Annotated in this window: 14 protein-coding genes and 1 tRNA gene; 8 read left to right on the forward strand and 7 right to left on the reverse strand. The window is 61.5% G+C overall.

The window, feature by feature from the left end; translation table 11 throughout:
- The 6 genes from IM739_RS03865 to IM739_RS03890 form a co-directional block, all read right to left on the reverse strand.
- Positions 1-972, reverse strand: a complete 972-nt coding sequence (locus IM739_RS03865) for an ABC transporter permease (RefSeq protein ID WP_237369911.1) — start codon at positions 970-972, stop codon at positions 1-3.
- Between the two features lie 10 nt (positions 973-982).
- Positions 983-2,086, reverse strand: a complete 1,104-nt coding sequence (locus IM739_RS03870) for an ABC transporter permease (RefSeq protein WP_237369912.1) — start codon at positions 2,084-2,086, stop codon at positions 983-985.
- 7 nt (positions 2,087-2,093) lie between these two features.
- Positions 2,094-3,614: an ABC transporter ATP-binding protein gene (locus tag IM739_RS03875; RefSeq protein WP_237369913.1), complete on the reverse strand. Its 1,521-nt coding sequence runs from the start codon at positions 3,612-3,614 to the stop codon at positions 2,094-2,096.
- Between the two features lie 64 nt (positions 3,615-3,678).
- Positions 3,679-4,671: a BMP family lipoprotein gene (locus IM739_RS03880; RefSeq protein WP_237369914.1), complete on the reverse strand. Its 993-nt coding sequence runs from the start codon at positions 4,669-4,671 to the stop codon at positions 3,679-3,681.
- A gap of 254 nt (positions 4,672-4,925) precedes the next feature.
- Positions 4,926-5,585 carry a peptide-methionine (S)-S-oxide reductase MsrA gene (gene msrA / locus IM739_RS03885; RefSeq protein WP_237369915.1) on the reverse strand — a complete coding sequence of 220 codons (660 nt, stop codon included), beginning with the start codon at positions 5,583-5,585 and terminating at the stop codon, positions 4,926-4,928.
- Between the two features lie 51 nt (positions 5,586-5,636).
- Positions 5,637-5,954 carry a hypothetical protein gene (locus IM739_RS03890; RefSeq protein WP_237369916.1) on the reverse strand — a complete coding sequence of 106 codons (318 nt, stop codon included), beginning with the start codon at positions 5,952-5,954 and terminating at the stop codon, positions 5,637-5,639.
- Positions 5,955-6,133: 179 nt separating this feature from the next.
- On the opposite strand from IM739_RS03890, the gene IM739_RS03895 reads away from it, so the two are divergent.
- Positions 6,134-6,223, forward strand: a tRNA-Ser gene (locus IM739_RS03895).
- Positions 6,224-6,324: 101 nt separating this feature from the next.
- Here the strand turns inward: IM739_RS03895 and IM739_RS03900 are convergent.
- Entirely contained in the window at positions 6,325-6,783 is a 459-nt protein-coding gene (locus IM739_RS03900; RefSeq protein ID WP_237369917.1) for a hypothetical protein, read from the reverse strand.
- Between the two features lie 195 nt (positions 6,784-6,978).
- Between IM739_RS03900 and IM739_RS03905 the strand changes: the two genes are divergently transcribed.
- The 7 genes from IM739_RS03905 (at position 6,979) to IM739_RS03935 (ending at position 13,319) form a co-directional block, all read left to right on the forward strand.
- The gene (locus IM739_RS03905) at positions 6,979-8,898 is read left to right on the forward strand and encodes a BTAD domain-containing putative transcriptional regulator (protein ID WP_237369918.1); all 1,920 of its coding nucleotides are present in this window, start codon (positions 6,979-6,981) and stop codon (positions 8,896-8,898) included.
- A gap of 12 nt (positions 8,899-8,910) precedes the next feature.
- On the forward strand, positions 8,911-9,342 hold the full coding sequence (locus tag IM739_RS03910) for a hypothetical protein (protein WP_237369919.1): 432 nt from the start codon (positions 8,911-8,913) through the stop codon (positions 9,340-9,342).
- Positions 9,343-9,365: 23 nt separating this feature from the next.
- Positions 9,366-10,559 (forward strand): YcaO-like family protein, encoded by a 1,194-nt coding sequence (locus IM739_RS03915; protein WP_237369920.1) that lies wholly within the window; start codon positions 9,366-9,368, stop codon positions 10,557-10,559.
- A complete protein-coding gene (locus IM739_RS03920; protein WP_237369921.1) occupies positions 10,556-11,284 on the forward strand; it encodes a TfuA-like protein in 729 nt (242 codons plus the stop codon). The genes IM739_RS03915 and IM739_RS03920 overlap by 4 nt, the downstream gene beginning before the upstream one ends.
- Positions 11,281-12,423, forward strand: a complete 1,143-nt coding sequence (locus IM739_RS03925) for a hypothetical protein (protein WP_237369922.1) — start codon at positions 11,281-11,283, stop codon at positions 12,421-12,423. Before IM739_RS03920 ends, IM739_RS03925 begins: the two co-directional genes overlap by 4 nt.
- Positions 12,424-12,533: 110 nt before the next feature.
- The gene (locus IM739_RS03930; RefSeq protein ID WP_237369923.1) at positions 12,534-12,959 is read left to right on the forward strand and encodes a helix-turn-helix domain-containing protein; all 426 of its coding nucleotides are present in this window, start codon (positions 12,534-12,536) and stop codon (positions 12,957-12,959) included.
- 117 nt (positions 12,960-13,076) lie between these two features.
- Positions 13,077-13,319 carry a hypothetical protein gene (locus IM739_RS03935; RefSeq protein WP_237369924.1) on the forward strand — a complete coding sequence of 81 codons (243 nt, stop codon included), beginning with the start codon at positions 13,077-13,079 and terminating at the stop codon, positions 13,317-13,319.
- Positions 13,320-13,428 lie beyond the last annotated feature (109 nt).

Here is a 13,428-nt window from a genome sequence, read left to right on the forward strand (position 1 = left end):
CTAGCGCTCCTTGGTATAGGGCACGCCACCGGCCTTGGGCGGGTTGGCAGCACCGATAAAGCCTGCAAGCAGGATGCAGGTGAGGATATAGGGCAGGGACTGGAAGATCTGTACTGGCACTTCGCCGATCAGCGGCACCTGCTTGCCCTGCATGAAGTTGGCCAGTGCATCAAGGAAGCCGAACAAGAGGCAGGCAAACATCACCGGCACCGGCTTCCATTTGGCGAAGATCAGCGCGGCGAGCGCGATATAACCCTTGCCGGCCGACATGTCCTTGATGAAGGCCGCCGACTGGGCGATCGCCAGATAGGTGCCGGCAAAGCCGCAGAGCAGGCCGGCGACGATGACCGCGCGGTAGCGCAGCCAGGTCACCGAGATGCCGGCCGTATCGACCGCCCCCGGATTTTCACCGACCGCGCGCAGGCGCAGGCCGAACCGCGTGCGATACAGCACCCACCACGACAGCGGCACGGCGACAAAGGCGAGATAGGTCAGGATATTGTTGCCGGAGATCACATTGGCGTAAATCGGACCGATGAACGGCACCTCGCGGATTGCATCAACGCCCGGCAGCTTGATCGGTCCGAAACGGCCGTCAGCCGGCAGCTGCGGCGTGCGTCCGCCCTGGCCGAACCAGGCCTGGCCAAGCACGATCGTCAGGCCGGCTGCGACGAAATTGATCGCCACGCCCGAGACGATCTGGTTGCCGCGATTGGTGATCGAGGCAAAGCCGTGGATCAGCGAGAAGCCGATCGAGACGCCGATGCCGGAGGCAAGCCCGATCCATGGCGAACCGGTGATATAGGCGGCCGATGCGGCGGCAAAGGCCGCAGCCAGCATCTTGCCTTCCAGGCCGATGTCGAAAATGCCGGAGCGTTCGGAGAAAAGGCCCGCAAGGGCGGTGAAGATCAGCGGGATCGACAGGCGGATGGTCGAGCCGAGAATGCTGACGACGATATCGAAGAAATCCATCGGACGCCCCTCAACCCTTGGTGAACTGCTGGTAGACCCGCACGAGTGCCGGCCGGAACATGTATTCGAGAGCGCCGGCAAACAGGACCACGAGACCCTGGATCACGACGATCATTTCGCGGGTGATGTTCGGCATGTCGAACGACAGTTCTGCGCCGCCCTGATAGAGCACCCCGAACAGGATCGCGGCGATGATGATGCCGATCGGATGGTTGCGACCCATCAGCGATACCGCAATACCGACAAAGCCTGCACCGCCGACGAACTCCACCTGCAGGCGCGCGGAAGCCCCAAGAACCGGATTGAGTGCCATCATCCCGGCGAGACCGCCGGAAATCAGCATCGTGATGATGACGATCTTCGTATAGGGAATGCCGGCATAGGCGGCGGCCGAACGGCTGAGCCCGAGCGTGCGCATCTCGAAGCCGAGCTTTGTCCGCCAGATCAGCACCCAGACCAGGAAACACATCACCAGCGCGATCAGGAACGACACGTTGAACGGTGCCGGTCCGAGCTTCATGCCGAACATTGCCATCAGCCAGTCGAGCTTGGGCAATTGCCCGCCCTCGAGGAATGTCCGGCTTTCCGGCGCCATCTTGCCTGGCACGATCAGCACGTTGACCAGCAGATAGACCATCAGCGCCGCGCCGATGAAATTGAACATGATGGTGGTGATGACGATATGGCTGCCGCGCTTGGCTTGCAGCCAGGCTGGGATCAGCGCCCAGAGACCACCAAAAGCGGCGGCACCGAGGATTGCGAACGGCATGGTCACATACCACGGCACGTAGTGGTCGAGCGCCAGCGCGACCAGTGCTGCACCCAGTCCGCCGAGATAGGCCTGGCCTTCGGAACCGATATTGAACAGGCCAGCATGATAGGCAACCGCCACCGACAGGCCGGTGAAGATGAAATTGGTGGCATAGAACAGGGTGAAGCCGATGCCTTCGCCGCGGCCAAGCGCCCCGGTCAGCATCAGTTTCAGCGCCTCGAGTGGGTTCTCACCAATGATCCAGACGACGAGGCCGGAGACCAGGAATGCCAGGATCAGGTTGAGCAGCGGCAAGACGGCATAGTTGATCCATCTTGGGAGGGGAACGGAAGCGGTACTCATGAATTCCTCACGCGGCGATGCCGGCCATCATCAGGCCGAGGGTCTGTTCTCCGGTATCCGGGGTCTTTTCCCCGACCACCTTGCCGGCAAACATCACCAGGATGCGGTCCGATAGCGAGCGTATTTCGTCAAGTTCGACCGAGACCAAAAGCACGGCCTTGCCCGCGTCGCGCGTTTCGACGATGCGCTTGTGGATGAACTCGATGGCGCCGATGTCGACGCCGCGGGTCGGCTGGCCGACGATCAGAAGCTTCGGGTCACGCTCGATCTCGCGCGCGACGACGATCTTCTGCTGGTTGCCGCCGGAGAAGTTGGCGGTCTTCAGCCGGGGATTGGGCGGGCGGATATCGTATTTCTCGATATCGACCGCGGCAGCCTGGCGCACCAGGTCGGGCGACAGGAAGGGACCCTTGCCGTATTGTTCATCGCGGTGATAGCCAAGGATCGAGTTCTGGCTCTCCTCGAAACTCAGGACGAGACCCATGTGATGGCGGTCTTCCGGAATATGGGCAAGGCCGATCGAACGCAGCTTGGCCGGATCATAGCCGGCTACCGGTTCGCCGCAGATAAAGATCTCGCCCGATGTCGGCTTGCGGATTCCGGTGATCGCTTTGAGAAGTTCGCTCTGGCCGTTGCCGGCCACGCCGGCGATGCCGACAATCTCGCCGGCGCGCACGTCGAACGAGACATTGTCGACCATGGTCACGCCACGACCGTCCTTGACGGTCAGGTTGCGCACCGAGAGATAGACCTCGCCGGGCTTGGCCGCCCCCTTGTCGACTTGCAACAGCACGCGACGACCGACCATCAGTTCGGCCAGTTCTTCCACCGTTGTCTCGGCGGTCTTGCGGGTCGCGACCATTTCGCCGCGGCGCATGACCGACACCGTATCGGTGATGGCCATGATCTCGCGCAGCTTGTGGGTGATCAACAGAACGGTCTTGCCCTGGTCGCGCAGGACGCCGAGGATCTTGAACAGGTGATCGGCCTCGGCCGGTGTCAGAACGCCCGTCGGTTCGTCGAGGATCAGGATCTCCGCCCCGCGATACATCGCCTTCAGGATTTCCACACGCTGCTGCAGTCCGACCGGAAGCTCCTCGACCACCGCGTCGGGATCGACCTCCAGCTCATAGTCCTCTTCCAGTTTCTTCAGCGCCGCCCGTGCGGCATCCGTTCCCTTGGCCAGCAGCGCGCCGCCTTCGGCGCCCAGCATGAGGTTCTCCAGAACGGTGAAATTCTCGACCAGCATGAAATGCTGGTGCACCATCCCGATGCCGGCAGCGATCGCCGCCTGGCTGTCCTTGATGGTCGTGGTTTCGCCGGCGATCCGGATCGTGCCTTGATCGGCCTGGTAGAAACCGTACAGGATCGACATCAAGGTCGATTTCCCTGCACCGTTTTCGCCGATAATGCCGTGGATCGAGCCCTTGGCAACCGTAAGGTTGATATTCTTGTTGGCATGCACCGCACCGAATTTCTTGTCGATGCCGATCAGTTCGATCGCTGGTGCCTGGCTCTTGTCGTTCATTGCCTGTCCCCCAGACATGGAAAGGGCGCAAGGCGACTTTAGGCCACCTTGCGCCCGGTTCAAATCACTTCGGGCAGGAATTGTCCGACATGTAGTCGTGCACCTTGACGGTGCCGGCGATGATGTCGGCCTTGGCCTTTTCGACGGCAGCCTTCATGTCGTCGGTGATCAGCTTGGCATTGTTGTCGTCGAGTGCATAGGCAACGCCGTCTTCGGCAACGCCGAGCGACATCAGGCCGGGCGTGAACTTGTCACCCTTGGTGTCGGCAAATGCGTTGTAGACCGCGAGATCGACGCGCTTGACCATCGAGGTCAGGACCGAGCCCGGATGCAGGTGGTTCTGGTTCGAATCGACGCCGATCGACAGCTTGCCGTTGTCGGCGGCTGTCTGCAGAACACCGAGACCGGTGGCGCCGGCTGCTGCGTAGACGACGTCTGCGCCCTGGTCGATCTGGTTCTTGGTCAATTCGCCGCCACGAACCGGGTCGTTCCAGGCCGCGCCGGTCGTGCCGGTCATGTTCTGGAAGACTTCGATGTCAGCCTTGGCAGCGCGTGCGCCCTGCTCGTAGCCGCATTCGAACTTGCGGATCAGCGGGATGTCCATGCCGCCAACGAAGCCGACCTTGCCCGTCTTCGATGCGAGGCCGGCAAGCAGACCGACGAGGTAGGAGCCTTCGTGTTCCTTGTAGACGACCGAGCGGACGTTTGGCAGTTCAACGACGGAATCGACGATGACAAACTTGGTGTCGGGGAATTCAGCGGCAACCTTCTCGACAGCCGAGGTCCAGGCGAAGGAAACTGCAACCACCGGATTGAAGCCCTTGGACGCGAAGTTGCGGATCGCCTGCTCGCCCTGGGTATCGCCGGTCGGTTCGAAGTCGCGATAGTCGACGCCGGTTTCGGCCTTGAACTTTTCGGCGCCGGCAAAGGCCGCTTCGTTGAACGACTTGTCGAACTTGCCGCCCGTGCCATAGACGAGTGCCGGCTTGATGTCGGCCGCAAGCGCGGTCGCCGACATCGCGGCCAAGGCAAAGAGACTCAAGAGGGTTTTTTTCATTGTGCAGCCCTGTTGTTGCTATTGATCTTGTTGGGTCCTCCCGCAAGCCTCCTGAAAAGAAGACGTGTCTGCGGAACCGCCACCCCCTTTTCCAGAGGTTCTGGCTGGCGCGCATCCTTGCATGGCTCTGACAAAAATTCACCAGATTTTTTTCATCTGGTAAAGATTCACAGACTTGCTGAATTTTCAGCGCCTGACGCTGAAAATTCAGTCAGATCAATGGGATTTGTGCTGCTGCTTTGGGCAATATCACATCACGCGGCGGGTGAGATCGGGCAGGACACGCCCGTGCCGCGCAGGCCGCAATAGCCGTTCGGATTCTTCGCCAGATATTGCTGGTGATAGTCCTCGGCGTAGTAGAACGGGCCGGCCGCCACGATTTCCGTCGTCACGCGGCTGCTGTGGCCGGCCGATGCCAGCGCCGCCTGGAAGCGGTCGCGCATCTGTAGCGCCAGCGCCAGGTCCGCCTCGTCCTCGACATAGATGGCCGAGCGGTAGGTGCTGCCGATGTCATTGCCCTGGCGCATGCCTTGCGTCGGATCATGCGCTTCGAAGAACGTCTTCAAAAGCGTTTCCAGCGAAACATGTACCGGATCATAGACAACCTTGACCACTTCCGTGTGGCCGGTCAGTCCGGTGACGGTCTCCTGATAGGTCGGATTGGGCGTGATCCCGCCTTGGTATCCGGCGGCGGTCACCAATACGCCGGGCATCTGCCAGAGCAGCCGCTCTGCGCCCCAGAAGCAGCCCATGCCCAGATAGACGGTCTTGCTGCCCTCGGGGTAAGGCCCTTTCAGCGGCGCGCCGGAGATAAAATGTGTTGCGGCGGTCGGGATCGGCTGCGCGCGTCCCGGCAGGGCGGTTTCCGCAGTGGGCATGACCGTCTTCTTGTTGAACATGTCGATCAGAAACATCGTGACCTCCAATGGCCGGCGTTTCCGGCCTCTCTCTATGTGTAACGTGGTTCAGGCAGCGAAACGTCCGGCCGGAGACGGTTTTTTATAGCCGATCATCCAGAACAGAAGCGACAGTGCCAGCAGTGCGGCAAAGGCAGGTTGCGGCAGGACAAGGCCGGCAAATGCCGTCCACGCGGCCGGCCCGAGCTGGCTTTCGACCAGGCCCTGCAAGGCTGAAAGGCTGGAGGGACTGAGATCCATCCACGCCGCCTCCACCGGGGTCAGCGAGATTTGCGAGGCTGAAACCGACGCAATGGAATCGACGCTGGCGGCGATCACGCCAAGGCACAGCGCAAGGAAACTCAACACTCTGAAGATAAGCCGCACCACGAACTCCCCGGCCTTGGCAGAAGGTCGGGCTTCGCGCCCGCCACCCATCGAGCCCTATAGATAGGTATTTGATCGCAGAAGTCAAAAAACTGTCAGATTTAGGTTGATCCGCTGAAATTCATCGGTATATATCGCGCCGTTCCAACGATTTGCGTCTGACGATGCAGGCCGACAAAGGACAGGTGGCCGAGTGGTTTAAGGCGCACGCCTGGAACGCGTGTGTGCGTGAAAGCGTACCGTGGGTTCGAATCCCACCCTGTCCGCCATATTGGCTTATCCAACTGTTTCCATTGCCGTAAAATTCCACAGAACTCCCTGATGCCCCACCCTGGGCATCGGGAAACCCGTAGTTGTCCCCTTCGCAATCCTATCCGGAAGAGAGCCGCTTGATGGCGTGTCCGAAGGACCGCTTGGATTTGCCGTCTTCACCGTTGCAGGTGTAGCGGCCCTGGGCATCGCTATAGGCGTAGCGGATCTTTGCGCCGTTGCACTCGACCAGCAGGACACGGTGGCTGGCCTCGACCTCGTTCAGCACCTCGAGTTCCTGTCCCCAGAGCCAACCGGCATAGGATGTACCCGAGTTCGACCGCAGGACAATTTCGAAGAAATGCCCGCCGCCGGCCTCGCGCATCTGGAAGATCAGGTCGAGATTATCCTCGTCGCCCTCATCGAAGGCGCCGGCCGACAATCGCAGGGCGAAAACCCTCGCATCCGCCAGGGCCCCCATCGGATAGAACGGCTTTCCATCGAACCACATGAATTCCGTCACCGCGTAACCAACGTCGTCGGCGCGCTGATAAGGTTCGGTATGCAATGTAAATGTCATATAAGTACGATTAAATATTAAATTGCCTGTCATTTCCTCTTTTACCGAACTGCTCCGCTGTTCCGGCTCCTTTGCTCTCCTTCTTGACAGCAACGCTATTGCAGATGGCGTCACATCAACGTCAAAGGGAAAGCGAAAGCACTTTCAATTTCCCATTGGTCATTGTTAGATACGCAAATCATTGTGGGGTGACACGTGTTTGGGGACACAGAACACATAGCGATCCGGCTTTTCGGCGTGCCACGGTTCGAGGTGGGCAAACAGGCGTTTTTCCCGGCCAAGGGTTTTGTTCTGATCGCCGCGATCCTGCTCTCTCCGGGACAGATTCTGACGCGCCAGGCCGCGGCCGCTCTGCTCTGGGAGGATGTCGAGCAGAAGCGCGCAATGGGCAATCTGCGCCAGCTGCTGTCCAGGCTGCAGTCGTTTGCCTCCGAAGAAGATCCCCTGATCGTCATGTCCGCCACCAGTTTGACCGCAGGTCCGATGGCCACTCGCTGCGATCTGGCTCTCTTCCTGTCCGCGGTTCAGTCCGACGACATTGCTGTCCGCACCCGGGGCCTGCTCGCGGTCGAGGGCGAATTGCTGCACGGCGCAGACACCGGCCAGGAACAGTTTCATCTGTGGCTGCTGAGCGAGCGCAACCGGATGAAGGATCTGTTCTTCGGTTCGCTCGGCCAGTTGCTGGAGGATACGACGCGCTTCGGTGGCCGGACGGCGGCGCAGATCCCGGCGCTTGCCGATTGCGCCTTGCGGCTTGAGGAAGATCGGGAAGAAACCTACCGGATGGTGATTGCCGCCTACGCAAGGGCCGGTGATCTCGCCGCCGGCGAGCGGATCTATGACAGGCTTGTTCGCCAGCTGCGCATCGAGGGCAGGGGACCGGAACCGGCAACGCTGGCGCTGCGCCGGCGCGTCCAGGGTTATGCCGGAAGCCATGGCGAAAAGGACAGTCCCGCGCCGATCCGTGCGACGGGCAAGCGGCCGCGCGTCGCCTTCATCCGGCCCGCGAGGATCGATGGCGCCTCGGCCGGCTCGATCGTCCAGGCCTTTGTCGAGGACATCGCCAACAGTCTGGTACGGTTTCGCACCTTTGCCGTTCTGTCGCCCCACAGCAGCTTTGCCGCCGGCAGCCGGTCGGATGACAGCTACGGCGCCCTGCGCGCGGACTACCGCGTCGAGGCCACGGTCTTCGACCAGATGCGCGTGTCTTTCGCCCTGATCGAGGAGGAAACCGGCGAGATCAAATGGGCGCTGGAAGTGGTGCTCAACGACAGGCAACTCCATGCCGCCTTCCGGCTCTTGTCGAAGCAGGTTGCCGCTGCCCTTGCCGAACAGATCGAACGCCTTCAGATGGAGCCGACGCGGCTGCATGACGCCGGCGCCTATCACCACCTTTTGTCCGGGCAGCAGATGCTCAGCGGCAAATGCGATCTGCCGCTCCTTCGCCGTTCCCGCGCCGAATTCCGTAAAGCCGCCGATCTCGACCCGGGCATGTCGGTTGCCCGTGCCCGCATTGCCCAGACCCTGCAGCTCGAATGGCTGATGCTGGGCGGCAACGATCCGCATCTGTTGCACCGCGCCAAGGCCGAGGCCGAAGCCTCGGTCGAGAGCGATCCGGCCCTCGGCGTCGGCCATTGGATGTCTGCCGTGGTTGCGCTTTACCAGCGCGATTTCGAGACATCGGCGCAAAAGTTCTTCGAAGCGGAAGCGCTGGCGCCCAATTCTGCCGATCTGCTTCTGCAGCATGCCGATGCGCTGGCGCATTTCGGCGAGCTTGGCCTTGCCTGGGAGCGCTTCCAGCAGGCGATCGATCTCAATCCCTTTGCGCCGGACATCTATTGGTGGGCCGGGGCAAGCATCGCGCTCAAGCGCGAGGAATATCAGACGGCCCTGCAGCTGTGTGGAAACATGGAAGACGACGAGCCCGCGCTGCGGGTGCTGACGGCAAGCCACGCCTTGAGCGGAAATCTGCTCGCGGCACGAGAGACCGCGCGTCGTCTTCAGGAAAATTATCCGGGCATGACCGCCCGGGAAATCAGTGGTTTGTCGCCGGATCGCAACCCGGCGGCGAATGAGAAGCTTTTTCAGGCATTTCGATTGGCTGGTATCAAATAAGGGATAAAGACTATGGCAGGTTCTCAGTTTTACGTGATTGGAAAGAAGGGCTTCGGCGTGCTGTTCCTGCGGACGGCACCCTTGCGGGTTGCCTCGGTGGCGCATGACGTCATCGTCGCCTACGAGAAAAGCCATCCCGGCGTGGACGGCTATGCGCGCATAGCCGCTGCGGCGAAAGGCATGATGGCCGGCCAGGACGGCCAGTCGGATACGGCGCTCGACCAGATCCAGATCCAGGGCATCGAGGCCCTGATCGCCGGCGGCGCGTCGGTCTCCGAAGCCGACTTCGCCCTTGTCGGCGAGGTGGTCGATGCCAGCTGGGATTTCAACCGCGTCATCCAGATGCCGATCGAAAGCCCGCTGCACGCGGTCGGCCCCAGCGGGTCGGTTACCGGCACGCTGTTCGAGGCAATCCTGTCGGACAAGCCGAACTCGGCTCCCTGAACGATCGCTGAGGCACGTCGCCGATGCACGCACCGTTCGCAGACCGCAGCCGGCAGGATGATGCCGGCTGTACGGCACTCGATTCCGTTGCCTTGCGGCGCTTCGGCATCACCCGGCTGGGTGATATCACAGATCTCGACATCATTGGCGTGCCGGTCTGGTTTGCCGCACGGCCGAATTCGCGCGGTCTTGCCGTATCGCAGGGAAAAGGCCTGAACCGCGAGCAGGCGCGGATCTCGGCCGTCATGGAGGCCATCGAAGGCGCTGTCGCCGAGGAAACGCAAAGGCATGTCCGCCAGTACGGATCGGTGCGCTCTCTGGCGAGCCGCGGCCTTTCGGTCGTGCCGCTCGATGACCTGGCCCGGGTTGACTGGCAAATGCTCGATCCTGATCGTGAGCGAGCCTGGGTGGAGGGCTATTCCGTCCGCAATCAGAGCCCGGTGTTTGCCCCTTACGAACTGGTCGGCATGGACTACCGGATGGATTTCCCCTGGGATCGCCAGGCCTTCCACATGAGTTCGCAAGGCCTGGCTGCGGGTTTCGATTTTGATCGGACGGTCCTGCATGGCCTTCTGGAGCTGATAGAAAACGATGCCTGCTTCCTCGTTGATGCCCTTGCCACACGGTCGCTCGGCCTTCGTCCGGTGGCGTTTCCATCCGGCCTGTGTCCCGCCCTCGACCAGTTGGTCGACAGGGTCGAGGCGGCAGGTCTTTCGGCGCGGTTTTTCGATCTCACCAGTTCGAACGGCGTACCGGTGATCATGGCCAGCCTGCCGCGTTCCGTTGCCGGGCAGGAGGGGCCGGGCACGCGCGTTGTTGCCGGTGTTGCCTGCCGCCTTGATCGCTGCGAGGCGGCCGCCGCCGCCCTGCTGGAAGCTGTCCAGTCCCGCCTGACGGATATCAGCGGCGCGCGCGATGACCTCACCCCGCAGCGGTATACCGGAGATCGGAGCGTGCCCGGTCAACGCCCGGCGACCGGCCTTTCGAGCAGAGACCTGCAGCCGCTGGACCTCTCTGGCCACGATCAGGCCGGTGCCGTCTGGCAAAGGCTCGCCGTTCATCTGTTTGATAACGGCGTCGAGGATATCTACGTCTTCCCGCTCGACACTGGCGAGCCTGAGGTCCGGGTCGTCCGGGTGCTGGCCAGGGGTCTTTCCGCTGCGGGCGCCGGCGTGAACCGGCTTTCCGCCGGTGCGCTCGATGGATTTCTCGTATGACGGGGCAAGCGAAACCGGCCGTCGTTTTCGCGGGCCCCTCGATCCATGGGGTGGACCGCGCGCCGTTTTCCGCCGTGACGTTCAAGCCGCCTGCGGCAGCCGGCGATGTGCTGGCCGCCGCCATGTCCGGTGCTCGCGTCATCGGCCTCATTGATGGCCTATACGGCGATTGTGCCGCCGTCTGGCACAAGGAGCTTCTTTATGCCCTGTCGCTTGGCATAACCGTGATCGGGGCCGCAAGCATGGGCGCCTTGCGAGCGGTGGAATGCGAAGCGTTCGGCATGCTCGGCCTCGGGCAGGTCTTCCAGCAATACCGCATCGGCCATCGCGTGTCCGATGCCGATGTCGCCTTGAGCCATGGTCCGGCCGAGCTGGATTTCTGTCCCCTGACGGTTTCGCTGGTTGATGCCGAAGCGACCATCGACGGCCTGCGTGACAGGCTCGATCGGACGCAGTGCGACCGTTTGATCGATGCAGCCCGGTCGGTGCATTTTTCCAGGCGGACCTGGAAGGCGGTCGCTGCCCATGCAGGTTGTGATGCGGAACTCGCCGCCATCTGCGCCGGCAATCTCGTCTCGGTGAAGAAGGCCGATGCGCTGCTGCTTCTGCAGATGGTGCAGGACGGTGGCATGCCCTGTGCTGCTCCTCCCGAATGGATGTTTCAGGATACGGTTTTCTTCCGCAAACTGCTCGCCCGCCAGAAACCGGAAGATGGTGCCGCATGACGGTCGCGCCCCCGGTGCCGGCACTTGTTGCCGATTGCGGCGGCCTGCTCGGCCAGGTCGCGCTGGCGGTCCCGACAGCCTTTTTCGAGTCCGCCGAAGTCTTCGGCGGATGCCGCCCGCTTGTCCCGATCGGAAACCTGATCAAGGCGCTTCCGGCAGCAGTCGAGGTTTTCCTGTTGGTCGACGATAGGGCTGTGACCGTGGCGCGCCGATGGATCACGACCCTCGGTCCGGCCTGCTTGCTGCGGATCGTCGTGCTCGACCACAGTCTCGGCACTGTGCCCGGTCCGTGGATCCAGGATATGTTTCATGTTCGCACCGTGCCCGCCCGGCATTCAGCTTCCCGTCATGCCGGCGACACGCAGTTCGTCCTTGTGCCGGGAAATTCGGTGGGCCGCTGTCTGGCGGATTTCCTTGCCGTTGCCGTGGCTGGACTGTCCCTGGATTTGCCCGGCGGAAACCAGCTCGTCGGCCGGAATTTCCGCCTGATCGGCCATGCCGACCTGCAGCGATCTGCTCCGGTGGATACCGCAATAGCCAATCCGCTGCACACGCTCGACCCGCGGCCCGTCTCGGTCTTCGCCTATCGCCTGCACAACGGCAACGCTTCAGCCGAGGCCGCCTTCAGCCGGTTGCATCAATACGGCTTTCATGTCGATCAGTTCGTCTCCCTGACCGGACTGCACAGGGAAGGGCGTCCGCTGCTGCTGGTCGGTGAACCGCATCCTGCCGAGGCATCCGGCAGCATTCTCGTCGACAATGCGCGTATGCTGCTGGATGCCTCCGTTGCCCTTTTGATCGAACAGGGCTTCGCCGTCATCCGCAATCCGGTGCCGTTCGTCGTCGCGCCGGACAGCGGCAAGCGCCTGCCGCGCCTCTACAACAACGTCATCGTTGAAAACGCCGTTCGAGAAGGCCGGTCGAAGCCGATGGTCTGGCTGCCGCAGTTTGCTGATGTCGAGCCCTTGGCCGGCGATGACGCGCGCAACCGCACGCTCTGGGAAGAGCTGGGCTTCGACGTCATTCCCGTGCCGGGCTGGAGCCATCTTGCCAGCCGAAACGGTGCCCTTCGCTGCGCTTCGAAGGTGCTTAAGCGCGTCATGGATCGAGATCCATACAAGCTTAATTTTCACCGATAGAAATAAATTAGCATTGGCTTCTTCATCGACAGATTGTGCTTTCTTCAAAGGCCGGAGGCCTATATGATATTGCCGATGATGTTCGAGTAAGCCGACTCTGGGGAAAATAGATGTCCATCAAAAGTGCCAATCCAATCGACATTCAAGTCGGCTTGCAAATCAAACTTCGCCGTAAGACCGTTGGCGTCAGCCAGTCTCTTTTGGCCGACAAGCTGGGGATCACCTTCCAGCAGGTGCAGAAATACGAAAAGGGCGTCAACCGTGTGGGTGCGTCCCGATTGCAGGCGATTGCCGGCGTTCTCGGCGTGTCGGTGGAGCATTTTTTCAATTCTGTCGACAGTTCCGAATCCGTGTTGAAATCGCGGCCCAGCGACGAAGCCCAGGCCCTTCAGTCCTTCATGGCCTCAAGCGACGGTTTTGCCCTGAACCGTGCCTTCTTCAAGATCAAGGACGAAACGGTGCGCCGCCGCGTGGTGGCTCTGGTAAAGGCCTTGGCCGACGGGTCCGAAATCACCGATCCGGCGCTTCGCGATTGAGACAAGCGCCCCCTTTTGTGTGCCTGAACAGCGCGTGACGATGACGTGACGCTCTCTGTGGTTTCTTTCTAACTGGGCAGCGACGCTGCGTTTCGGGGAAGTAACTTGGGGGCGGACATGCAAAGATCTATGGTCACACAACAGGATGTTGCACCAGAGGACGAAATGGCGGAAATCCTGGCCATCAGCCGGATGCTTTCGTTCGCCTGCCAGCGCGCGCGGTCGATGGATCTCGGCGTTTCGACATATTTCCTTGAAATGGCGCTGATGTCGCTGATGCAGGATATGTTGAACACCGGCATGGAAGGCGCGGCCAAGGAGCCGTTCAGCCTTCCCAACACCGGCGCTGGATTTCACTGACAGCCAGCCGAAGATTGCCGACAAGCGTCGGCGAATGACATCCCCATCGGCTTCAACCTCCAGTGCTGCCGACGGGGACAGTCAGGCAAGCGGTGATGCATCAATGCAC

The sequence above is a fragment of the Rhizobium sp. SL42 genome, assembly GCF_021729845.1.
In the GTDB taxonomy this organism is placed as follows: domain Bacteria; phylum Pseudomonadota; class Alphaproteobacteria; order Rhizobiales; family Rhizobiaceae; genus Allorhizobium.